Source organism: Corynebacterium sp. HMSC064E07 (genome assembly GCF_001815745.1).
In the GTDB taxonomy this organism is placed as follows: Bacteria; Actinomycetota; Actinomycetes; order Mycobacteriales; family Mycobacteriaceae; genus Corynebacterium; species Corynebacterium jeikeium_D.
Genome location: NZ_KV821828.1, coordinates 104,141 through 127,111 on the forward strand (window position 1 = coordinate 104,141; position 22,971 = coordinate 127,111).

19 protein-coding genes are annotated in these 22,971 nt (G+C 59.1%); 13 read left to right on the plus strand and 6 right to left on the minus strand.

What is annotated here, in order from left to right; genetic code table 11:
- Positions 1 to 86 precede the first annotated feature (86 nt).
- The 4 genes from guaB (at position 87) to guaA (ending at position 6,271) form a co-directional block, all read left to right on the plus strand.
- Positions 87 to 1,616 carry an IMP dehydrogenase gene (gene guaB, locus HMPREF3053_RS09065; RefSeq protein WP_016422119.1) on the plus strand — a complete coding sequence of 510 codons (1,530 nt, stop codon included), beginning with the start codon at positions 87 to 89 and terminating at the stop codon, positions 1,614 to 1,616.
- Positions 1,617 to 1,666: 50 nt separating this feature from the next.
- Positions 1,667 to 2,815 (plus strand): GuaB3 family IMP dehydrogenase-related protein, encoded by a 1,149-nt coding sequence (locus HMPREF3053_RS09070; RefSeq protein ID WP_048731529.1) that lies wholly within the window; start codon positions 1,667 to 1,669, stop codon positions 2,813 to 2,815.
- 119 nt (positions 2,816 to 2,934) lie between these two features.
- Positions 2,935 to 4,683: an FAD-dependent oxidoreductase gene (locus tag HMPREF3053_RS09075; RefSeq protein WP_070767598.1), complete on the plus strand. Its 1,749-nt coding sequence runs from the start codon at positions 2,935 to 2,937 to the stop codon at positions 4,681 to 4,683.
- A gap of 13 nt (positions 4,684 to 4,696) precedes the next feature.
- Positions 4,697 to 6,271, plus strand: coding sequence for a glutamine-hydrolyzing GMP synthase (guaA, locus tag HMPREF3053_RS09080; protein WP_070642892.1), 1,575 nt, complete (start codon positions 4,697 to 4,699; stop codon positions 6,269 to 6,271).
- Positions 6,272 to 6,275: 4 nt separating this feature from the next.
- Here guaA and HMPREF3053_RS09085 read toward each other — a convergent pair whose 3' ends face one another.
- The gene (locus HMPREF3053_RS09085) at positions 6,276 to 6,953 is read right to left on the minus strand and encodes a hypothetical protein (protein WP_070767599.1); all 678 of its coding nucleotides are present in this window, start codon (positions 6,951 to 6,953) and stop codon (positions 6,276 to 6,278) included.
- A gap of 149 nt (positions 6,954 to 7,102) precedes the next feature.
- Between HMPREF3053_RS09085 and HMPREF3053_RS09090 the strand changes: the two genes are divergently transcribed.
- The 3 genes from HMPREF3053_RS09090 to HMPREF3053_RS09100 all read left to right on the plus strand — a co-directional run bounded on the left by HMPREF3053_RS09090 (position 7,103) and on the right by HMPREF3053_RS09100 (position 9,950).
- Positions 7,103 to 7,408: an antibiotic biosynthesis monooxygenase family protein gene (locus HMPREF3053_RS09090; protein ID WP_038629377.1), complete on the plus strand. Its 306-nt coding sequence runs from the start codon at positions 7,103 to 7,105 to the stop codon at positions 7,406 to 7,408.
- A gap of 182 nt (positions 7,409 to 7,590) precedes the next feature.
- Complete coding sequence (locus tag HMPREF3053_RS09095; RefSeq protein WP_070595978.1) at positions 7,591 to 8,286, plus strand: hypothetical protein; 696 nt, start codon at positions 7,591 to 7,593, stop codon at positions 8,284 to 8,286.
- On the plus strand, positions 8,286 to 9,950 hold the full coding sequence (locus HMPREF3053_RS09100) for a Y-family DNA polymerase (RefSeq protein WP_070604451.1): 1,665 nt from the start codon (positions 8,286 to 8,288) through the stop codon (positions 9,948 to 9,950). Before HMPREF3053_RS09095 ends, HMPREF3053_RS09100 begins: the two co-directional genes overlap by 1 nt.
- 39 nt (positions 9,951 to 9,989) lie before the next feature.
- On the opposite strand, the gene HMPREF3053_RS09105 is transcribed toward HMPREF3053_RS09100, so the two are convergent.
- A complete protein-coding gene (locus HMPREF3053_RS09105; protein ID WP_049190345.1) occupies positions 9,990 to 10,670 on the minus strand; it encodes an AMIN-like domain-containing (lipo)protein in 681 nt (226 codons plus the stop codon).
- Positions 10,671 to 10,833: 163 nt separating this feature from the next.
- Here HMPREF3053_RS09105 and HMPREF3053_RS09110 point away from each other — a divergent pair, with 163 nt between their 5' ends.
- On the plus strand, positions 10,834 to 11,745 hold the full coding sequence (locus tag HMPREF3053_RS09110) for a sucrase ferredoxin (RefSeq protein ID WP_070545690.1): 912 nt from the start codon (positions 10,834 to 10,836) through the stop codon (positions 11,743 to 11,745).
- 24 nt (positions 11,746 to 11,769) lie between these two features.
- On the opposite strand, the gene HMPREF3053_RS09115 is transcribed toward HMPREF3053_RS09110, so the two are convergent.
- The 3 genes from HMPREF3053_RS09115 to HMPREF3053_RS09125 form a co-directional block, all read right to left on the minus strand.
- On the minus strand, positions 11,770 to 12,402 hold the full coding sequence (locus tag HMPREF3053_RS09115; RefSeq protein WP_224783781.1) for a methionine ABC transporter permease: 633 nt from the start codon (positions 12,400 to 12,402) through the stop codon (positions 11,770 to 11,772).
- A 65-nt stretch (positions 12,403 to 12,467) separates the two neighbouring features.
- The gene (locus HMPREF3053_RS09120) at positions 12,468 to 13,517 is read right to left on the minus strand and encodes a methionine ABC transporter ATP-binding protein (RefSeq protein WP_049169931.1); all 1,050 of its coding nucleotides are present in this window, start codon (positions 13,515 to 13,517) and stop codon (positions 12,468 to 12,470) included.
- A 64-nt stretch (positions 13,518 to 13,581) separates the two neighbouring features.
- Positions 13,582 to 14,448, minus strand: coding sequence for a MetQ/NlpA family ABC transporter substrate-binding protein (locus tag HMPREF3053_RS09125; RefSeq protein ID WP_070767601.1), 867 nt, complete (start codon positions 14,446 to 14,448; stop codon positions 13,582 to 13,584).
- A gap of 247 nt (positions 14,449 to 14,695) precedes the next feature.
- Here HMPREF3053_RS09125 and HMPREF3053_RS09130 point away from each other — a divergent pair, with 247 nt between their 5' ends.
- From HMPREF3053_RS09130 to HMPREF3053_RS09150, 5 genes are all read left to right on the plus strand, one after another.
- Positions 14,696 to 17,935 carry an error-prone DNA polymerase gene (locus HMPREF3053_RS09130; RefSeq protein WP_070767602.1) on the plus strand — a complete coding sequence of 1,080 codons (3,240 nt, stop codon included), beginning with the start codon at positions 14,696 to 14,698 and terminating at the stop codon, positions 17,933 to 17,935.
- A gap of 18 nt (positions 17,936 to 17,953) precedes the next feature.
- Positions 17,954 to 19,918, plus strand: coding sequence for an alpha/beta hydrolase family protein (locus HMPREF3053_RS09135; RefSeq protein WP_048731546.1), 1,965 nt, complete (start codon positions 17,954 to 17,956; stop codon positions 19,916 to 19,918).
- A gap of 31 nt (positions 19,919 to 19,949) precedes the next feature.
- Complete coding sequence (locus HMPREF3053_RS09140) at positions 19,950 to 20,489, plus strand: tRNA (cytidine(34)-2'-O)-methyltransferase (RefSeq protein WP_070606709.1); 540 nt, start codon at positions 19,950 to 19,952, stop codon at positions 20,487 to 20,489.
- A gap of 68 nt (positions 20,490 to 20,557) precedes the next feature.
- Complete coding sequence (locus HMPREF3053_RS09145; protein WP_070549723.1) at positions 20,558 to 21,415, plus strand: bifunctional methylenetetrahydrofolate dehydrogenase/methenyltetrahydrofolate cyclohydrolase; 858 nt, start codon at positions 20,558 to 20,560, stop codon at positions 21,413 to 21,415.
- 20 nt (positions 21,416 to 21,435) lie between these two features.
- Positions 21,436 to 21,804, plus strand: coding sequence for a DUF3017 domain-containing protein (locus tag HMPREF3053_RS09150; RefSeq protein ID WP_005510063.1), 369 nt, complete (start codon positions 21,436 to 21,438; stop codon positions 21,802 to 21,804).
- Between the two features lie 6 nt (positions 21,805 to 21,810).
- Here HMPREF3053_RS09150 and HMPREF3053_RS09155 read toward each other — a convergent pair whose 3' ends face one another.
- Positions 21,811 to 22,947 (minus strand): homoserine O-acetyltransferase MetX, encoded by a 1,137-nt coding sequence (locus HMPREF3053_RS09155; protein WP_070549724.1) that lies wholly within the window; start codon positions 22,945 to 22,947, stop codon positions 21,811 to 21,813.
- Positions 22,948 to 22,971 lie beyond the last annotated feature (24 nt).

Below are 22,971 nucleotides of genomic sequence, written 5' to 3' on the forward strand. Positions count from 1 at the left end.
AGGACTACCCTGTATATAACGTTTGGCAACCACGAAGCGATAGCGCCCCTGGCCGGATGTCGGCAAGGGTGGAGCAGGAGGAGTCCATGACCAACCCCACGGGAATTAGCCTCGGCGGAGACAATCCCAACAAGATTCCACTAGTCGGCCTTACATTCGATGACGTCCTGCTGCTGCCGGATGCTTCGGACGTTATCCCCTCCGGCGTTGATACTTCGACGCAGCTCACTCGTGAGCTGCGTCTGAACATTCCGGTTGTGTCCGCTGCTATGGACACCGTCACCGAGGCCCGCATGGCTGTTGCCATGGCCCGCCAGGGCGGTATGGGTATCCTGCACCGCAACCTGTCTATCGAGGAGCAGGCTCAGCAGGTCGAGATTGTGAAGCGCTCTGAGGCTGGCATGGTGTCCGACCCGGTGACCTGTTCCCCGGATGACACCATCGCCGAAGTAGATGCCAAGTGCGCTCGTTACCGCATCTCGGGCCTGCCGGTCGTCGATAAGGACGGCAAGTTGGTCGGTATCTGCACCAACCGTGACATGCGTTTTGAGGCAGACCTGAACCGCAAGGTTTCCGAAATCATGACCCCGATGCCGCTGGTCGTGGCTGAGCAGGGTGTGTCTGGCGATGCGGCGCTGAACCTGCTGCGCGCTCACAAGGTGGAGAAGCTGCCGATCGTCGATGGCGAAGGCCGCCTGACTGGTCTGATTACCGTCAAGGACTTCGTCAAGAAGGATCAGTACCCGAATGCTTCCAAGGATGGTTCCGGCCGTCTGCTGGTCGGTGCTGGCATCGGTACCGGCGAGGACTCCTGGAAGCGCGCGCACGCATTGGCTGACGCAGGCGTAGACGTGCTCGTTGTTGATACCGCTCACGCCCACAACTCAGGTGTACTTGAGATGGTCTCCCGCGTTAAGAAGGAATTCGGCGAGAACATCCAGATTATCGGCGGCAACCTGGCTACCCGTGGCGCTGCACAGGCCATGATTGACGCGGGTGCAGATGCCATCAAGGTCGGTATCGGCCCAGGCTCGATTTGCACCACTCGCGTTGTCGCAGGTGTGGGCGCCCCGCAGATCACCGCCATCATGGAAGCCTCTGTCGCAGCTAAGAAGGCTGGCGTTCCGATTATCGCCGATGGCGGTATGCAGTTCTCCGGCGACATCGCCAAGGCTCTGGCAGCCGGTGCATCCTCCGTCATGCTCGGTTCGATGCTGGCCGGTACCGCTGAGGCTCCGGGTGAGGTCACCTTCGTCAACGGCAAGCAGTACAAGATGTACCGTGGCATGGGCTCGCTGGGTGCTATGCAGGGCCGCGGCCTGACCGGTGAGAAGCGCTCCTACTCCAAGGACCGCTACTTCCAGGCTGATGTCAAGAGCGAAGAGAAGCTGGTTCCGGAAGGCATTGAGGGTCGTGTTCCGTTCCGCGGCAGTATCGACTCCATCGTTCACCAGCTGGTCGGTGGTCTGCGTGCAGCTATGGGCTACACCGGTTCCGCTACCGTCGAGCAGCTGCACGACGCACAGTTCGTCCAGATCACCGCTGCAGGCCTGCGCGAGTCGCACCCGCACGATATCCAGATGACTGTCGAAGCGCCGAACTACTACCAGCGCTAAACTGGCTTAGTCGAGTTAAATTCCACGGAAAGGGCATGTGAGGAAAGCTCATGCGCGACATCGTTGAAATCGGTATTGGCCGCGAGGCACGCCGGACCTACGAGTTGGACGATATTGCACTCGTTCCCACTCGGCGTACCCGGTCGTCCAAGGACGTCGATACCTCCTGGCGAATTGACGCCTACGATTTCGAACTCCCGATGATGATGCATCCGACAGATGCCATCGCCAGCCCGGAATCCGTCGCTGAGTTTGCTCGCCTGGGCGGTTTGGCGGTTCTCAACGCCGAGGGTATCTGGGCCCGTCACGCCGATGCGCAGGACAAGATCGCCGAGCTGGTGGAGTTGGCAAAGAATGCCGCCACCAAGCGTGAATCCGAGGCAGCGAACCGCAAGCTGCAGGAACTGCACTCTGCTCCAATTGATACTGACCTGTTGGTTGAGCGCATCAAGGAGATTCGCGCAACCGGCGCGATTACTGCAGTTCGTGTCTCCCCGCAGCATGCCCGTGAGCTGGCTCCGCTGGCTATCAAGGCCGGCATCGACTTGTTGGTTATCCAGGGCACGCTGATTTCCGCAGAGCATGTCACGGCTCAGGGTGAACCGCTAAACCTCAAGGACTTCATCGGCAGCCTGGACGTTCCAGTTATCGCCGGTGGCGTTGTCGACTACCAGACTGCGCTGCATCTGATGCGTTCAGGCGCAGCTGGTGTGATTGTCGGTACGGGCTTTACGACGTCCCCGGATGCGCTCGGTATCGATGTGCCAATGGCTACCGCTATTGCGGATGCTGCAGCTGCCCGTAAGGACTACCTCGATGAGACCGAGGGGCGCTACGTCCACATCATTGCTGATGGCGGCATTGATACCGTCGGTGACATTGCCAAGGCAATCGCCTGCGGTGCGGATGCTGTGGCACTGTCCAGTGTGCTGGCAACCGTCCACGAAGCTCCGGGGCAGGGCTACGCCTGGCCGTCTGTTGCGGCACACCCGAAGTACCCGCGCGGTGCGGTGTGGCCGGTCGTCGACGATGAGAAGGAATTGGTCAGCCTGGAAGAGGCTCTGTTTGGCCCGTCCGCTTCGCCGTTCGGTGACCGCAATCTCGCCGGTGGCCTGCGTCGCGCGATGGCCAAGTGCGGCTTTACCAACCTGAAGTCCTTCCACCGCGTTGAGCTGTCGGTACGTCCAAAGGGTTTTTAATCAAAGTAATCGGATAGTTTTTTCGCAAAACTACCTTACTGAAAAGCCACCTCCGCTTAGGGTTAGGAACATGAGTTCCGCGCATTAGCGTTACGCCCTTAGAGAAGGTGGCTTTTCCCATGAGTAAACAACGCGATTTCGATGTTGTAATCGTCGGTTCCGGTTTCGGTGGTTCTGTTTCTGCTTTGCGGTTGACTGAAAAGGGCTACCGAGTGGCAGTTCTCGAAGCTGGTCGACGGTTCGAAGATAAAGACTTTGCCAAGACCAGCTGGCGGCTTCACAAGTACCTGTGGGCTCCTAAGCTGGGACTCTTTGGTGTCCAGCGTGTGCACATGTTGAAAGATGTCATGATTCTCGCTGGTGCTGGAGTCGGCGGTGGTTCTCTTAACTACGCAAACACTCTGTATAAGCCGGGCACCGAGTACTTCCAGCACCGTCAGTGGGGGCACATTACCGACTGGGAGTCAGAACTCACTCCGCACTATGACAATGCATCTCGCATGCTCGGGGTGGTCACCAACCCATCCGACACGCCTGCCGACGTCGTCATGCGTGAGGTAGCCGAAGATATGGGTGTGGGCCATACTTTCCGCTCGACTCCGGTGGGTGTGTTCTTTGGCGCCAAGACAGGTGGACAGGGTGCGCCAGGGCAAACAGTTTCCGATCCTTACTTCGGGGGGATTGGCCCGGACCGTACTGCTTGTACGGAATGTGGTGAGTGCATGACTGGTTGCCGTCACGATGCCAAGAACACCCTGGTTAAAAACTACCTCTACTTGGCGGAGAAGTTCGGTGCGCAGGTCTTTGACCGCACTACCGTTACCGGCCTGCATCCTCAGGCTGATGGCTCCTGGGTTATTGACACTGAGCGCACTGGCCGTTGGGTAGCTAAGGGCAAGCAGCAGTTTAGCGCTAAGCGCGTCATTCTCGCCGCCGGTGCCTGGGGCACCCAGAATTTGCTGCATCGCCAGCAGGCCGATGGGCACTTGCCGCTGCTACCGAAATCTTTGGGCAAGCTGACCCGCACCAACTCCGAGGCTATTTTGGGCGCGATGGGTACGAAGGTGGACCCGGAAAATGACTTCTCTAACGGTGTAGCCATCACTTCATCATTCTTCCCAGACGAGGACACCCATATCGAGCCAGTGCGCTACGGTAAGGGCTCTAATGCCATCGCAATGCTGCAGATGATTATGACCGAAGGAGGTCGTCGGACTCCGCGATGGTTGCAGGCTGTGGGGACCGTCGTAAAGCATCCTAACTACCTGACGCAGCTCGTGAATCTGCGTAAGTGGTCGCAGCGCACCGTGATTTCTCTGGTGATGCAGAATCGCGACAACTCGATTACGACGTACCTGCAAAAGATCGGGCCGGTGCGTTTCCTGATGAGTAAGCAGGGCGAGGGGGAGCCGAATCCGACGTGGATTCCGTCGGGTAACGAAGCTACGCAACGTGCGGCGGACAAGCTCAGTGCACGTGGTCGGAATGGTCGTGTGCTGGCTGGGGGCACTATCGGTGAGTTGGCAAACATTCCTTTGACAGCTCACTTCATTGGCGGCGCAACGATTTCGGATTCACCCGAAAACGGCGTTGTTGATCCGTACTTGCGTGTGTGGGGTTACCCGACGCTCTCGATTCACGACGGTTCGGCGATGGCAGCCAACCCGGGAGTGAACCCGTCACTGTCGATTTCCGCGAATGCGGAGCGTGCAACGTCGCTGTGGCCGAATAAGGGTGAGGAAGATCAGCGTCCGGCGCAGGGTGAGTCCTACGTGCGCCTGGATCCGATTGCTCCGGTGAACCCGGCTGTGCCGGAAGATGCTCCGGCTGCACTGAACCTGGGTATGCCTGCAGTCCGTAAGTCTTGATAAGCTTTAGGGCGTGTCTGAACAGGTGACTAAGCCCGTCCTCGTCGTGGACTTCGGTGCGCAGTATGCGCAGCTCATCGCGCGACGTGTGCGCGAGGCAAAAATTTATTCCGAAGTGGTCTCGCATGATGCGACGACCGAAGAAATTAAGGCCAAGAACCCGGCTGCGCTGGTGCTGTCCGGCGGCCCGTCCAGTGCCTACGCCGAAGGTGCCCCGAAGCTCAACCCAGAGTGGCTTGAGCTGGGCATTCCGGTGTTTGGTATTTGCTACGGCTTCCAGGCGATGACTGAGGTGCTCGGCGGCACGATTGCTGCTACCGGTGACCGTGAGTACGGCCGCACGCAGCTGAACGTCGTCGACGGTGGCGGTGTCGCTCACACTGGTGTGCCGGAGACACACGAGGTGTGGATGAGCCACGGTGACGCGGTGTCTAAGGCGCCGGAGGGCTTCACCGTTACGGCGTCCACCAAGGGTGCTCCGGTAGCGGCTTTCGAGTGCTTGGAAAAGCGCATGGCCGGTGTGCAGTACCACCCGGAGGTCAACCACTCGCCGTATGGTCAGCAGGTTCTGGAGAAGTTCCTGTATGAGATTGCTGGCCTGGAGCCGGACTGGACTGCCGCTAACATCGCGGAAGAGCTGATTGAGCAGGTCCGTAATCAGGTCGGTGAGACCGGTCGCGCAATTTGCGGTCTGTCTGGCGGCGTTGACTCCGCAGTTGCCGCCGCACTTGTGCAACGCGCTATTGGTGACCGTCTGACCTGTGTCTTCGTCGACCATGGGCTGCTGCGCCAGGGTGAGCGCGAGCAGGTTGAGAAGGATTTCGTTGCCGCAACTGGTGCGAAGCTGATTACCGTCGACGATTCCAAGGTCTTCCTGGATGCTCTGGCTGGTATCACCGATCCGGAGACCAAGCGTAAGACCATCGGCCGTGAGTTCATCCGCTCCTTCGAGCGCGCTGTCGCACAGGCGCTGGAGGGCGCTCCGGAGGGCGAGACCGTGGACTTCCTGGTCCAGGGCACCCTGTACCCGGATGTGGTTGAGTCCGGTGGCGGTTCTGGTACCGCCAACATTAAGAGCCACCACAACGTCGGCGGTCTGCCGGATGACGTTGAGTTCACCCTCGTTGAGCCACTGCGCCTGCTGTTTAAGGACGAGGTCCGTGCGGTCGGTCGCGAACTGGGGCTGCCGGAAGAAATCGTCGCTCGCCAGCCGTTCCCGGGTCCGGGTCTTGGTATCCGCATCATCGGCGCTGTCGATAAGGAGCGTCTGGATACCCTCCGCCGCGCCGACGCCATTGCACGCGAGGAAATGACGGCCGCAGGTATGGACGAGGTTGTCTGGCAGTGCCCGGTCGTCCTGCTTGCCGACGTCCGCTCGGTTGGTGTCCAGGGTGATGGTCGTACTTATGGCCACCCAATCGTGCTGCGCCCGGTTTCCTCTGAGGATGCGATGACCGCTGACTGGACTCGCGTTCCGTACGACACCTTGGAGAAGATCTCCACCCGTATCACCAACGAGGTGCCGGAGGTCAACCGAGTGGTCCTGGACGTGACCTCCAAGCCGCCGGGAACCATTGAGTGGGAGTAAGCCACTAGTTGGCAAGGGCCGTGTCTGTGAGTTGTGCAAACTCGCGGGCACGGCCCTTTTCCGTCAGGGCCGAATTGTTCCTGGTGATGGTGATGCGCTTATCGGCCACGAGTGTGTGGAGGGCTGCGCTCACGGCATCGTCGTCAAGCATGGCGAAGTAAGACAGCTGGTCGGTGAAGAAGACGTAGTTGTCGCGCAGACGTGCGGTGAAGAGGACCGCGAGGATGCGGGCCTCTGGTGAGTCGGCGGGATAAGGGCAGCGTTGGGCGAAGTCGTCGGGAAGTTGTGTGGCCATCGGGAGGAAGCCGAATTGCCGCGGCAGGATTGCGCAGGTAGCGGTGATGGCGGACAGAACTAGGGTCACTATGCAGGCGATCGGTGTAGAGGAGATTCGTTCGGCGACAGCAGCAATAATCCATGAGCCGGGGAAAATCAGCAGCACGCTTACGCTGGAGGTCCAAGAGATGTCGTTTGGTGACTCACGCATCGGCTCGGCGAAATAGGATGGCCGAGTTTCTTTGGTGGGTGTTTTTGCGTGGCGCGGGAAAATGGTGATGCCAATGAGTGCGAGTAGAAGCGCAATCAGGATCCACCAGCCAATGGCGCCGATGATATGGGCGTTAAGCAGCGCGAGCAGCGTAATCACTGCGGTGATGACGCCAATCGCCGTCCCCAGCCGCACGGGGTTATTGATAAATTTTGTCGTGCGTTGAGTTGCGTCTTGGTAAGGCCCTGAAGAGTGTTGGCGTCGGCTGCATTCAGTCATACTTCTTAAGTTTAGTAGCGGTGGAACTATAGATTGTTGAGAGTCGTGTGGCTAGTGTTATGACCATGAGCATTGTAAAAATTAACGCTATTACCGTTCCTGAGGGTGCGGGAGAAGAGCTCGAACGTCGCTTTTCCGCTAACTCTTCGAAAATGACCGATGTCCCGGGTTTTATTGGTTTCCAGCTGCTGCGTCCAACCGCAGGGGAGAGCCGCTACTTCGTCTTCACTGAGTGGGAGAGCGAGGAGGCCTACCAGGGGTGGCGTGAGGGCCGTGCGTTCAAGGCATCGCATGAGGGCGAAAAGCGCAAGCCGGTGTCGTCGTCGGCTGATTTGCTCGAATTCGATGTAGTCCTGGATGTGAAGGCGTAAGCATTACGCAATGTAGTGTTCGGCTGAGGTTAGAGCGTCGCGCGGTGGTGTGCGGCGCTTTTCTTCGCACATTAATATCGAACGTACGTGCTATTTAAGGTAGTGTTTAATCCGCTTGTTGGGAAAGAATATTCGAGCAGGGTTCGTGGTGAGCATGGCAGTGAGATGAGGTGGAACAAGAAGTGACAACGGCGGTCAATATTGCTGCGGGGCAGTCTAGGGAGCAGACTATTGCGGCATTGCGGCAGGCGATGGCAGCCCAGTCTGGTGGGACTGCAACTGGTGCAACCTTTGGGCTCGGTGAGGCGCTGCCGGTGCCGGTGGCGTTGGAAAATACGTTGGCGGGAGCAGTGCGAAAAGGGGCTGTCAGTGTCATTGAACAGCCCGGTGCGGTATTGGCAGGCCTAATCGCGGAAGTTACGAAGACAGGTCATGTTGCGCTAGTTGGGCTCTCCGAGCAGGGGTTGCTCTCCGTGGTGGAGTTGGGCGGGAAGCTATCGAACATTGTCTGTGTGCCAGATCCTGGAATGCAGCCACTTGAAGTAATTGGGCTGTTGGCGGACGGCGTTGACTTGGTGGTGGCTTCGTTGGCACGCACTCCGCCGCCGTCGCAGGCACGTCCGCTGCAGGCACGACTGCGCACGAGTGGTTGTGCTCTGGTTTTTGTCGGGCAGCAGTGGCCGGGCGCTGAGTCGGAAATTTCCAGCTCTGTTGCTGGTGTTTCCGGGATTGGTACTGGTTATGGCCGGATTCGGGCAGTGGATTACCACGTCAGTGTGTCGGGGACGCGGTTTCCGCGGAGGCAGTGCCGTTGGCGGGTGGGGGAACAGGTGGAACAGAACAATGTGGTCGCCTTTCCCGCACAGAGGAGGTCCTAATGGCAGCGGCGGAATCGAGCCGTGTGGTGGCGCTATGGCTTCCTGATTGGCCAGTGCAGGCAGCGCATCTAGCATCTGTGACGTCGCAGGCTAATCCGCTCAGTCCAGTTGCAATTGTGGGTGATAGCGGAGTCGCTGCTTGTTCTCCAAGTGCGCGCCGTGCAGGGGTGCGGCGCGGGCAAAGTCGTCGCCATGCGGAAGCGTTGTGCCCGGAACTGGAGGTTGTCGAGGAAAGTGCGGTGCGCGACGCTGCGGAATTCGAATCCGTGCTGCAACGGTTGGAGGCGGTGGCAGCTGGTGTCGAAGCTCTACGGCCAGGCTTGGCGGTTGTGGCAGCGCGAGGGGTAATGCGTTATTACGGCGGACAGGATGTGGCCTTGGAAAAGCTGCTTGATGCCGCTGCGGTACCGGGCGTGGACTGCAGCTTGGGACTCGCAGACGATATTGTGACGGCTATTTTGGCAGCGCGCAGGGGAGTGCTGGTAGCTCCCGGGGAGGATGAAGGCCAAAGATTTCGGCAGGGAATCTCTCTGGTGGAGCTGAGGGCGGAAAGTGCACTGGAGATGCCCGCAGAGCTTGCGAAGTCGTGGCAGGAACTCGGCCTGCGCACATTGGGGGATGTCGCTGCGTTGCCTAAGCGGGATATAGCCAACAGGTTTGGGGCGCAGGGGGCTAGATGGCACGATTTGGCCTGCCGTGGGGAAGTGCGGTTGGTGGCACCGCGATCTTTGCCGCCAGGACTGGCGGTGAGCTACCAGTCTTGGGAGAGTCCACTCCGAAGAGTGGATGAGGCCTCATTCGTCGCGCGCTTTCTAGCTGGGCAACTGCATGAAAAACTTTTTAACCATGGGTATTCGTGTTACCGCTTAGCGGTGGTGGCGCAGTTTAGTGACGGCTCAGAGGTGCGCAGAGTATGGCGCTGCACTGAGCCACTGGCAGAACAGACTACGGCTGACAGAGTTCGGTGGCAGCTCGATGGCTGGCTGAATAACAGGAATCGGCAGCAGCCACGAGGGAACAGCGACACTGGTGCTGGAACTGTTGACGGCGCTGAGGAAAATGACGGAGATGATAGCCGCGGAATCGTAGAGCTGCAGTTAGAGCCACTGGATGTGGTCGCCGCCGGGACTGTAAAGCAGGATTTGTGGCACGGTAGTGATGATGCGCGAGCTAAAGCGCGCCGGGCTGCAGAGCGTGTGCAGGGGTTACTGGGGCCAGAGGCAGTACAGCAACCAGTCATGCAAGGCGGGCGTGGCCCAGGCGAAAGAGTGGGATTTGTCGCTTTCGGAGAAAACCCCAAAAACACAAAAACCGCGGAAATTAATCAGCCATGGCCGGGAGCTGTTCTTGCTCCCAATCCGGCAATTATTCCTGCGACTGCGAATGCAGAGGTGGAAGTGCTCGACGCCGATGGGCACACCGTGGGCGTAACTGGGCGAGCGACCATGACGGCGGAACCGTCCCTGGTGCGACATGGAGTAACAACATATCGCGTGTCATCGTGGGCTGGGCCCTGGCCGATTGATGAGCGCTGGTGGGTACCCGATGAGGCTCGCCGAGCGGCAAGAATACAAATCCGTGCGGTAGCGAATGACGGTACCATCGCCGCCTGGTTGCTCATAGGGCATGCCGGCGCATGGAGAATCGAGGGTGCTTACGCGTAGAGACGCAGTGGAGGAGGAGTGCGTCGGTGGGCAAACCGATTACTTCGATTGGAAGTCAATAACCAGGCGGTTCGGATTGCTCAACGAGAAAACCTTGAACGGGGTCTTATCTCCCTTGAGCCCGACGACATACTGAGTCTGCCCCTCGAAGGTTCCGGCACCGACGACTTCCTTAATAACGGACGTCGATGTCGGCTTGACCGAGTCAGAGGGGAAGTCCTCCATCTGGAAATCAAAGGGGTAGCCCATGCCCCGCAAGTCGATTACCAGCTTGGCTGTGCCGTCGACAGAAATCGGCTTGCCGGAGCCCTGCTGGGTTGGGACATCCTCGTAACGGACGAAGTATCCCGGTGTGCCCTCGCCGGTGAGTTCAAAGACAATACGGTCATAACCGTCGTGGGAACCGACGCGGACATCTTGAATACCCAAGTAAGCGCCATCGGAAGGAGCAGCTTCTGCAGAAGAGCTATTGAAATCGCCCTCCGGAGCAGCATCGTCATCCATGGTGGTCTGCGCCGCCGCAGATGAGCTAGTGGAGCTGCTAGAGCTGCTCGACAAATCGGAGGTGCCAGCGGTTGAGTCAGTTTTCATAGACAGTGCAGCAGCCGAGTCTGAGGAGGAGTCAGAGGAGCAGGCACCGAGAGCTAGACCCAATGCGAGGCACAGGGATGCCGCGATACGGGTACGAGTGCGCGAAGCATCCAGCGATTTCGTATTCATACGTCCGACGGTATGTGCGCAGTTGCGGAATTTCAACAAGTTGAACTGCAAAAGTCGAGGTCAAAGTTATTTGTTGTCAAAGTGTTGCGCAATAGTAATAAAACAGGGGTGAACGCTGCGACCTAAGACCCAATCGCAGAGGCACTCAATTACGCTTAGGTGTATGAGCCAGGCCAAATTTGATACCACCTGTTCCGCTCAGATGGCTGAGCCGCTTCCCGGTACTGCAAAAGCCGGAAAGCTCTTTATTGCGTTGGAGCACCAACTCGGTTGGTCTCACGATATTTTTGACGGCGGGGTATGGGGAGCAGAGATCACCGGTCAGGTAGAAGCCTGGTTATCTGAGCGCGGTGGCGCGTTGCAGCTAATTCGCAAACCAGGCCGAATCGGCCAGCAGCCGTGTGATGGCGTTAACGTCTATATCGCGCATTGCGAGTCAGCGGATGGCTCTGAGGTTTTCCTCGAACATCGCATGGTTGCCGATGTTAAAGGCCTGATGACTCTGGATATCCGGCTTGGACAGCCCACCGAGGGGGCCACTCGTCTAGACCATCCACTGTTTCTCATCTGTACGCACGGTAAGCGCGATCGTTGCTGTGCGATTAAAGGTCGCCCGCTCGCTGCGGCGATGCACAACCTCTACCCAGAGGTCGTGTGGGAAACTTCCCACTCTAAGGGGCACCGCTTTGCGCCGGCTAGCGTACTGCTGCCATGGAATTACAGCTTTGGACGTCTGAGTGCGGTGGACGCCAAGGGGGTTATCGAAGACGCTCAGCGGGGCATCGTGCATGCAGAGGGCTGCCGCGGCCGTGGTATCTACACCCCGCAGGGGCAGGCAGCCGAGTTGGCTGTGCGTCGTCAAGCAGATACGTGGGGCGTAGACGACGTCGCACGCGTTGACGTCGACGGTACGACTGCGGTCGTCGTGCTTTACGACGGCCCCAGCGACCGCGACAAGGTCGTGGAATACGAAGTGGCCCTGGAGAAAATCACCACAGAAGGTGTTGTGTCTTCCTGCGGTGATGCTCCAGGGCCAAAGAAGGGCTGGGCTGCGGTCGAAGTAACCCGCCGCTAGCTAATGGCTAGCTAATGTGTGCGGCTACCTGCGCATAATCTTCTTGGAGAGCCAGTTGCCGAAGATCTGCGCCAACTGGACGATGAAGATGATGACCAGGGTTGTCACCAGAGTGACGTTCCAGTCGAATGCCTGGTAGCCGTAGGTGATTGCGAAGTTGCCCAGTCCGCCGCCGCCGATGTAGCCGGCCATAGCCGACATGTCGACCACGGCGATGAATGCGAAGGTGTAGCCAAGTACCAGTGGGCCCAGTGCCTCCGGCACGACGACCGTACGGATGATGCGCCACGGACTTGCGCCCATCGCACGGGCGGCCTCAATCACGCCGGGGTCGATGGACATCAAGTTCTGCTCCACCAGTCGCGCGATGGCGAATGTGGCGGCAATCGACATGACGAACACCGCGGCTTCGGTGCCGATCGTGGTGCCGACCACGTTCTTTGTCAGTGGGCCGATGGCCGTAACCAAGATGATGAACGGGATTGGGCGAACAAAGTTAATCAGGACATTGAGGACCTGGTAGACAAACTTGTTGCGCAGTACGCCATCATCGCGGGTGGTGTAGAGCAGCACGCCGATTGCTAGACCTGCGACACCGCCAATCAGCATGGCGACACAGACCATGTAGAGCGTCTGGCCGAATGCCTCGCCCAGCATCGGGCCGAGGCTATCCCAGTTGGTGTCCTTGCCACTCACCGATGGCAGAGAGTTTAAGAGACCGATCATGATGCAAGCTCCTCTACCTGTGTCAGTTCGGAAATAGCAGCAATGGCGGCATCGAAATCAGAGGAATCCGAGGCGGAATTGCCTGTCAGCGGAGTCAATCGCAAAGTAAGGCGGCCGTAGGACTTCGCCTGCACATTGGCGACCGCGCCGTGTGCCACCGAGGCGGCGACACCGTGGGCACTAGTGGCCTGTGCTAGGGCACCGAGGTCAACACCGTCATTGATAGTGATGGTGACCAGGCGAGCTGCTGCGCTCTCGGCAGACTGATTCACCGAATCGCGTTCACGGCCAATTGGAACATCGCGCAGTGCGGTGGTGGCGAAGCGGCGGCCAACCTCAGTCTTGGGGTTGGCAAAAACCTCGTGGACCGTACCGGTTTCGACGATGTGACCATTTTCCATGATGGCCATGCGGTCAGCGATACCGCGTACAACCGACATATCATGGGTGATCAGCACGATAGTGACACCCATTTCGCGATTGATGCGACGCAGCAGATCCAGGACGCCGGAAGTAGTTTCCGGGTCGAGTGCCGAGGTGGCTTCGTCGGCAAGCAAGAGCGTCGGTTCGGTGGCGAGCGCACGGGCGATGCCGACACGCTGCTTCTGCCCACCCGAGAGCTGCTCGGGGAAGGACTCCGCCTTGTCGCCGAGACCGACGAACTCCAGCAGCTCCTGGGCGCGAGCGCGGCGCTTGGCCTTCGGCATGCCGGCCAGTTCCAGCGGGTATTCAACGTTGCGAATCGCGTTGCGCGAATGGAAGAGGTTGAAGTGCTGGAAAATCATGCCGATATTGCGGCGCAAGCCCCGTAGCTGGCGCTCGGAGATGCCGACGATGTCGGTGTCATCTAGCAAAACCTGCCCGGAGGTTGGCTTTTCCAGGCCGTTAATCATACGGATGAGCGTTGATTTACCGGCGCCGGAATAACCGATGACGCCGAGGATTTCGCCGGGTTCAACGGTTAGGTTGATGTCGGCGAGCGCGGTGACGTCGCCGAATTGCTTGTTCAGCTCGCGGAATTCGAGCTTCGTTCCCCTGTTGGTCACGAATGAATCAGTGCCCCTTGGTCTGTGTTCCCTGGTGTTGGGCGGTACTTAAGTGGCAGTGGCGTTAGTTCTGCTCGCGCTGCTGCTCTTCGACGCGGTCCAAAATGTCCTGCAGCTCCTTAGCCGAACGGTCAACCGGAACCGAGGTGCCCTTGGAGTCCTCTGCGACTGCGTCCTGGACCTCCTTGGAGTGCCAGATCTTGGAGAGCTCCGCGTACTTCGGGTTGTCAGCATTTTCAGCCTTGGTGACAAAGACGTTGATGTACGGCTCTGCCTCCGTGGAGTTCGGGTCATCCTGGAAGATGGCGGTGTTCGGGTCGATACCGGCGCGGTCCAGGAAGGAGTTATTAATAATGGCAGGCTTACCCTCGCCGTAAGCGGCCGGGGTCTGAGCAGCATCCACTGGCAGGACCGTGACTGTGGAAGCTTCCTTATCGATGTCGGCCGGGGACGGAGTCAGCAGGTCATCCTGCTTCAGCTTTAGCAGGCCAGCCTGAGCCAGCACGTTAATAGCGCGCCCCTGGTTGGAAGGGTCGTTCGGGATAACGACCTCGGTGCCCTTCTTTAGCTCATCAACTGACTTGTGGTCCTTCCAGAACAGAGCCAGCGGGACAATCTCGCTCGAGCCAATCGGAGTCAGGTCCGACTTAGCGCCGACGTTGTACTCAGCCAAGAACTTGATGTGCTGGAAGAGATTGACGTCGAGCTGGCCCTCATCGAGTGCACGGTTCGGGGTCTGGTAGTCGGAGAAGGGCTGAACATCCAGATCGATGCCCTGTTCAGAAGCCTTCTGCTCGAAAACGGTCCAGGCCTTCTTGCCGGCATCCGTGGTACCGATGCGAATGGCGTCATCCGAGCTGCCACAGGCAGTAAGGCCGGTTGCGGCGAACGCGACAGTAAGTACACCGGCGGAAAAACGCTTGAGGTTCATCGAGGGGTCTCCTTATTTAATGGGATTTGTTAGCTGAAGTTTTAAGGCAGAACTAGACCAAGCTGTCTTTAATTCTGGGGTTAAGGCTAGCACTTGCCCAGGTAGTGCTGAAAATTCAACTTCAGCCTAAGCAGTCGAGCGTGGCTGAGGTGTGACTTACGGATGCGTCCCGGGGGTAGCGCTTAATACACATAATAATCGAAAATGCGTTTGAATACAGTCCGGAGGGTGGGTTAATGTTCGTGGCATGGAAAACATCTCGGGCGGACAGTCGGAGCAGTCCGGTCGGCCACTGAGCTGGTCGCGGATTGAGCGTATTCTATCGGGTAAATTTTCAGGAAAACTACAGCCTAATGGCAGCTTCAATGGCTGGCGGGGGCAGCTGTCAGATTCCATCGTTGGGGCTTTTGAAGCTCCGGAAAGCGGTGTTAGTGGCGGAGGTGGCGTGTCATTTTCGCCTGCGGATATTAAGGCGGAATTGCACTGTCGTTCGAGCTATTCATTCCTGCATGGCGCATCGGATCCGGAAGAATTGGTGTCCGAGGCTGCGCGTTTGGGGTTAAACGTGTTGGGGCTCGCAGATCGCGATGGTTTCTATGGAATCGCTCGTTTTGCCGAGGCTGCAGCGGAGGCTGGTATCGCCACAATCATCGGCGCGGAGCTGGGGCTTCCGCAGCGGCCCCTCACAGTGCTGGGGCGGGGGCCCGAGGGCTATCGGCGCCTGAGCCACACGCTGTGTGATGCGCATATGTCGGCAGGGGAGAAGTCCGTCGTCCGCTATCCCTCGCTGCCAGAGTTAGGGGAGGCCGCAGGTGGTTTCTGGCAGGTGCTTGCCGACGTCAGCTGGGTCGGCGACTTGGAAGAGCTCATTGCGGCCTTCGGTGCGGAGAACGTGGCGCTCGAGCACCGCCTGAGCTCCACAGCAGAGGCGGCCGATGATGAGGAGGCTATTTCGGCCGCAGCTGTGAAGTATGGCCTGCGGGAGGTGGTTTCCTCTGCTGCGACGGCGGCCTCGCCTGCGGCAAGCCGGTTGGCCGGGGCGAAGCAGGCCCTTGCTGTGCGGGAGGACTTAGACGGGTTCGAGTCACGGCTGGAGCCCGCAGGCGGAGCTTGGTTGCGTTCGTGGGAGGAGCTATCGGCGGCAACACGGTATCTGGGGGCGCAGGTGCTGCAGGCAACACAGGACATTGCAGGTGAGTGTGCTTTTACGCTTGATCTCATTGCGCCTGAGTTGCCTCGCTGGGAGGTTCCTGCTGGTCACGATGAGGATTCGTGGCTACGGGAAATTGCTCGTGCGGGGGCGCGGCGGCGGTATGGTCCGGCCGATGGAGCTGGGGATAGCTCCGTGCAAGCGCGGGCGTGGGCGCAGTTAGAGAATGAGCTGACTGTGATTCGAGAGCTGGGTTTTCCAGGCTACTTCCTCATCGTGCATGACCTCTGTGAGTTCTGTCGCCGGGCGGGAATTCTGGCGCAGGGGCGCGGTTCGGCCGCTAACTCGGTGGTGTGTTTTGCGCTGGGGATCACCAATGTTGACCCCATTAGTGCCGGGCTGTTGTTCGAGAGGTTTTTGTCGCCAGAACGGGATGGGCCACCGGATATCGATGTAGACATTGAGTCTGGTCGTAGGGAAGAGGTCATCCAATACGTCTATGAAAAGTATGGTCGTGACAATGCCGCGCAGGTGGCCAATGTCATTACCTACCGGCGGCGCGGTGCATTGCGCGATGCGGCGCGGGTGTTGGGGTACTCGCCGGGCGTTATCGATGCGTGGGTCAGAGACCGGGAGGCGTGCCCGCCGGAGCCGGTGCAGCAACTGGCGGAGCAGCTTCGTGGGCAGCCTCGGCATCTAGGTATTCACTCTGGCGGAATGGTGATTTGTGATCGGCCGATTGCGGATGTCGTGCCAGTGGAATGGGCACGCATGGAAGGTCGCTCGGTAGTGCAGTGGGATAAGGATGACTGTGCGGCAGCGGGACTGGTGAAGTTCGACCTGCTTGGCCTCGGAATGCTGGAGGCCATCCACCATTGCATTGACTTGGTCTATGAACAGCATGGGCGCCGAGTGAACCTGTGGGAGATTGATGTCGCTGAACCGGAGGTTTACGAGATGTTGGCACGCGCGGACGCGGTGGGCGTGTTTCAGGTGGAATCGCGCGCGCAGCTGGCCACCTTGCCCCGACTGAAGCCGAGGGAGTTCTTTGATCTGGTGGTGGAGGTGGCACTCATTCGCCCAGGCCCCATTCAAGGCGGTAGCGTGCACCCCTACATTCGCCGCCGAAATGGACTCGAACCGGTGACCTATGAGCATCCGGTGTTGGAGAAGTCCCTCGGGAAGACACTGGGCATTCCGCTATTTCAAGAGCAGCTGATGCAAATGGCCGTCGATGCGGCGGGTTTCAGTGGGGCGGAAGCGGACTCGCTGCGTCGCGCTATGGGGTCGAAGCGCTCAGTGGCCAAAATGGAAGCGCTTCATGCCCGTTTTCTGGCTGGGCTGGAGCGCACCAGTGGCATTGATGCGGATATTGGAGAACAACTGTGGAACAAGATAGTGGCCTTTGCCGCCTACGGTTTCCCGGAATCACACGCGCAGTCGTTTGCCTCCTTGGTGTATTTCTCGGCTTGGTTTAAGTACCACTATCCGGCGGAGTTCTGTGTCGCATTGCTCCGTGCTCAGCCCATGGGGTTTTACTCTCCGCAGTCGTTGATTGCCGATGCCCGCCGGCACGGTATCGGCTGCGATGGTCCGGATATCGCAGTTTCAGGCGTGGAAGCCAGCGTCATCGATGGTCGTATTCGTTTGGGGATCGGTGCCATTGCCGGTGTGGGCAATGACGTGGCGGAACGTATCGTCGCAGCGCGGCCATTTGTCAACGCAGCAGATGTCGCCCGCAGAGCTCGGCTGGGTGTTGGGCACATGGAAGCACTGGCGCGCGCAGGAGCACTTGGGTCGCTGGGGATTGACCGTCGTCAAGCACTGTGGGCGGCGGGCGTGGCGGCGACGGAAAGTGAGGGCATGCTGCCGGGGCTCACGCTTGCCGACGCACCGGCGTTGCCCGGCATGACGGAGTTTGAGCTGGCAGCTGCCGATTTGATGGCAACGGGAGTGACCCCGGGGCAGTACCCGGTGGCCGCGTTGCGGGCAGACCTGCAGGAACGTGGAGTGGTGCCTGCGGCAGAACTGAAAGCAGTGCCCGACGGAACACGAGTAGAAGTGGCGGGAGTCGTGACACATAGGCAACGTCCAGGGACAGCTGGCGGAGTGACATTTTTGGGAATGGAGGACGAAACTGGGCTGGTGAATGTGCTGTGTACACCGGGGCTGTGGAATCGATTTCGGCCGGTAGCGGTGAATTCGCGGGCGATGGTGGTGCGCGGTATCGCGCAGACAGCCTCTGGTGCGGTGACAATCGTGGCCGATCGTCTGGTGGATATGTCCGAGGCTCTGGGGCAGCCAGTGGTGGCAGGTCGAAGTAGAGATTTTCGCTGACTACTAGAATGGATTGTCATGCGCCAGACCTATGAATCCTCGTTAGCACCGGATGGGAGTGCAATCGCCTTTATTGTCCGCGATAGCGGCTACCCGCGTGCGGTACAGCAGGAGATTACTCCGGAGGGGCTAGGGGCGGAGCGCCCCGTGAAACTGCCGGTGGAAGGCCCGGTTACCAGGGTGCTGCACTCCCCGGATGGAAAGTGGATCGCCTGCGAGGTCTCTCCGTACGGTACGGAGCGACTGCAGACCTGGCTGGTATCCACCGATCCGGAGGTCGACGGTGCCCGCCCCCTGCGTATGGATGCGGATATGCGCGCCACACTGGTGGAATGGGATAACGATCTCCTAGCGATGAACGCGGTCGATGCCCAGGGCATTAACTATGCGCGTTTGGTCAACCCGACGAACTCAAAGTATGAGGTCATTGATAAACGCACTGACAGCCAGCTGGTAGCGGCTGAAGGCGGGTTTGGCCTCGTGCGGGTGGGGCCGCGAGGCCACCGTGAGCTACTGCTGGTCGGGCCGGGGCAGCAGTGGCAGCCGCTGTTGCCGTCCGATCCCGGCTCCACCACAGATGCCGGTGTCTTATTGGCGCATCCGGGGCAGGAGAAGCTGACCGCATTCGTACTCTCAGATCATGGCGCGGAACAGCGTCGCATCCTGCGCCTGGGTATTACTCCCGATAGCGGTATCAGCACTACTGAGCCGCGCACAGCGGAATCGACCGCAGCGGAGATTTTGGATATGAAGATCGGCATCGAAGTTGATGTCGAGGAGTTCATTGGCAATCCGGATCAAGACGTCGAAGAATTTGTCATCAGTGAGGATTCCTCCACTGCGGCTGTGCTGTGGAACAGCGGTGGGGTCAGCACGCTTGAGGTGCTTACCCTTGGCCTTCACCCGCAGACTGACGACATGCGGGTGATGGTGCGCCGCAATGTGGAATTGCCGGGCATGGTTGCGCGTGAGCTGTCAATCTCCGGTGACGGTGAGCTGATCTCCCTGACAGTAGAAGGGCCAGGCCTTGCGCCAACGGTGGAGATTCTGCGCAATATCGGTGGTGTCATTGAGCCATTGGACATGGATCGCACCGAACGGATTTTGGCTCTGGAAGAGAAGAATCTGGAGACTATGCCGGCCCCAGAGCTGGTCTACTTTGTCTCCCGCGATGGGTTGGAACTGTCTGGTTGGCTCTACCTTCCGGAGTCGGTGCGCAATAGTTCTAATGACGTTTCCGGAAACGCACTACCGCCGGCTTTTATCCACATCCACGGCGGACCAGAGCTGCAGGCGAAACCCATCCACCACGATGTTCTAGCCAGCATTGTGGAGGCGGGCTTCGTGGTGTTCACTCCTAACGTGCGCGGTTCCTCGGGGTCCGGTAGGTCATTCGAGCACGCAGGTGACCGCTATGGACGCTTTGCCGCTATTGCGGATATCGCAGCGGCGCGTGCCTTCCTCGTTGATGCCGGGTTGGCGGACCCAGAACGCATTGCTCTGGGCGGGCGATCCTACGGTGGCTTCATGTCGTTGTTGGCCTCGGCATGGTATCCGGATCAGTTTGCGGCCATCGTCGATGCCTGCGGAATGACAAGTTTTGAAACCTACTACCAATCCACCGAGCCCTGGTTGGCGCAGGCCGCGTTCCCCCGATACGGCTACCCGTACCAGGATGCTGAGCTTCTGCGCGATATCTCGCCGCTGCACCGTGCGGAGGAAATGAAGGTTCCAACTCTCTTTATCCACGGCGAGTGGGATACCAACGTGCCTCCGCGAGAGTCCGGTCAGATGCGCAACGCCATGGACGCATACGGCGTGCCCACCGATTTTCTAGTGGTCGAGGGAGAGGGCCATAAGTTCTCGAAGCCGAGGAGCCGAGCGCTAATCGGTGAGACCATCATCGCGTTTTTCACCGAGCACGGTGTGTGCGATGCGGCGCCTGCCACGACAGCGGCAGCAGAAACCAACAACGAGCAGTAAAAGAAGCAGCGGAAAAGAACTGACGGAAGAAATGAATAGCGCCACGACCGAGCCAACGAACGCCGAGCCAACGAACTCCACAGACTGGATTACGAGCCACACCTGCCACGTGCTTTTTGACCGGCCTGTCATCCCGCCGAACACCGGAAACGCTATCCGCATGTGTGCGGGCTCTGGAGCTATGTTGCATCTGGCCAAGCCACTGGGGTTCAACTTCGATGACAAGAATCTGCGTCGCGCCGGGCTGGATTACCATGACCTGGCCGATGTGCGTATTCACGATTCCATCGATCAAGCGTTGGAGACCTTTGCCAGCCAAGGGTGCCGCATCTTTGCCTTTACCGCACACGCTGACACTTGGCACACAGACATTGAGTACACGAACACCGATGTACTGCTCTTTGGCCCGGAGCCAACCGGGTTGGAACAGTCAGTGCTCGATGATTCGCGAATTACGCAATTAATCCGAATTCCCATGTTGCCCGCTCGTCGCAGCATGAATCTTTCCAACGCCGCTGCAGTGGCTGCTTATGAAGTCTGGCGTCAGCAGGGCTTTATGGGCGGTAAATAGGGTCAAAGGCGAGGGCGGTTACAGGGCGTTTCTGGGCATTATTAGCTCCTGTGCCTAAGATAAATGCCATGGCAGCGACAAAGCTTGATGGCAAACTCTACCGAGACGAAATCTTCGAAAACCTGGAAAAGCGCGTTGAGCGTTTGAAGGAAGCCGGCTACACCCCGGGGCTGGCCACCGTGTTGGTTGGTGATGATCCAGGCAGCCACTCTTACGTCAAGATGAAGCATCGCGACTGTGAGCAGATTGGTATCGCCTCTATCCGCCGTGATCTCCCAGCTGACACCACGCAGGAAGAACTCGAGGCAGTAATCACCGAGCTGAACGAAAGTCCGGAGTGCACAGGCTACATTGTTCAGTTGCCACTGCCGAAGCACCTGGATGAAAACCGTATTCTGGGCCTCATCGATCCGGAGAAGGACGCCGATGGCCTCCACCCGGTAAACCTGGGCAAGCTGGTCCTCAACGAGCCAGCACCGCTGCCGTGTACCCCAAACGGCTGTATCCACCTGCTGCGACGCTTCGGCGTCGAGCTCAATGGAGCCAAGGTTGTTGTTATCGGCCGCGGTGTCACCGTCGGTCGCCCGATCGGACTGATGCTCACTCGCCGCAGCGAGAACTCCACCGTGACGCTGTGTCACACCGGCACCAAGGACTTGGCCGCTGAAACCCGTCAGGCTGATGTCATCATCGCAGCCGCTGGTGTCGCCCATATGATTACTGCAGACATGGTCAAGCCTGGCGCTGCTGTACTCGACGTGGGAGTTTCGCGTGTCGACGGCAAGCTGGCCGGTGACGTTGCTGATGACGTCTGGGACATTGCCGGTTACGTATCCCCGAACCCAGGTGGTGTCGGCCCACTGACTCGCGCTTTCCTCGTACGCAATGTCGTCGAGCGCGCTGAAAAGCTCGCTGGCCTGGCCTAGTCAGCCAGGAGGAAGAAGTCATGTCGAAAAGGGAAATTGCGCAGCGTGCCCGGCGGGAAGATCTGCCGGATCCAATGCTGAACCCGCATAGTCCGAAGACCCCGCCGCCGGGGGCATCGTGGCCAATGTGGGTGCAGTATACGATTTACGGCGCGCTCTTTTTCGGCATGTCCGCCTTCGTTGTGTTCCTGGGGCTGGAGCGGTGGCGACGCGCCACATTCATGCTGGGAAGCACAATGATGCTGCTCGGCGTGGCTAGGCAGTACCTGCCGGACAGCATTTTAGGTGTGTTCTCCGTACGATCCCGGGCCTTTGACTTATGGTTTTGCTCCATAATCGGGATGGGAATCGTATTCCTCGCAGTCAGCGTGGATGCGCTGGGAAGCTAGCTGACATTAACTGACATCGCGAGCGAGGAAACTACGCACAATCGAATCCACTCGCTCGAACTCCGTCAAGAATCCGTCGTGACCCACGGCGGATTCAATCTTTTCCAGCCCCAAGCAGTTGCCCAGATTGCGGGCGAGGTGCTCCTGCTGGTGGAAAGGGTAGAGAATGTCCGTGTCCACACCGGCAACCATGGTCGGCACGGTTGACGAGTGCAGCGCCTCGTTGAGGCCACCGCGACCACGGCCAATATTGTGCCGATTCAAGGTATCGGTGAGCACGACATACGAGCCGGCATCGAAACGCTGAGCCAGCTTCTTCGCCTGATGATCCAAGTAGCTTTCTACCTGGAAGCGATCTTCCGTGCGCATCGCGCCCAGCGGATCCTCACCGGGCTGCGCTGCCGCGCCAAAGCGGTCATCCATCTCCAGCTCGCCACGGTACGTCAAATGCGCGACCCTGCGTGCAAAACCCAGACCTCGGGCCGGAGTCACACCGCGGTCGTAGTAGTCGCCGCCATGCCAATCGGGATCGGACTCAATGAATTGAATCTGCGCAGACTGAATACCAATCTGCCAAGCAGACGCACGTGCGCCGACACACATCACCAATGCCTTGCCGACGAAATCCGGGTGCATCAGTGACCACTCAAGCGCTCGGGCCCCACCCAAGGAGCCGCCAATGACAGCTTGGAGGCGGGAAATTCCCAGTTCTTGCAGCGCCAGGTGCTCCACCGTCACCGTGTCGCGCACGGAGATTGCGGGGAAGCGAGAGCCCCAGGGCTTGCCGTCGTCCGGATGTGGACTGGAAGGGCCGGTTGTACCGCGACAGCCACCGATGACGTTGGTGCAGATAATGCAGTACTCGTCGGTATCCAGGGCGCGGGCAGAGCCAATCATCCCGTTCCACCAACCCGCAGTCGGGTGGTACTCATCCGAGGGGCCGGAAGCGTGGGCGTCGCCGGTTAGAGCGTGCTCGAGGAGGATGACATTCGAGCAGTCGTCGTTAAGCCGGCCCCAGCGTTCGAACTCGACAGTGACGTCGGGGATGACCGCGCCAGCCTCGGTTGTGACATCGCCGATAAAGACACGCCCCGGTTCGCCCTCGGGTGCGAGGGCGGCCGGGGTAGATGGGGAAAAGCTCATGCCTTATAGACTACTTAGTCCGTT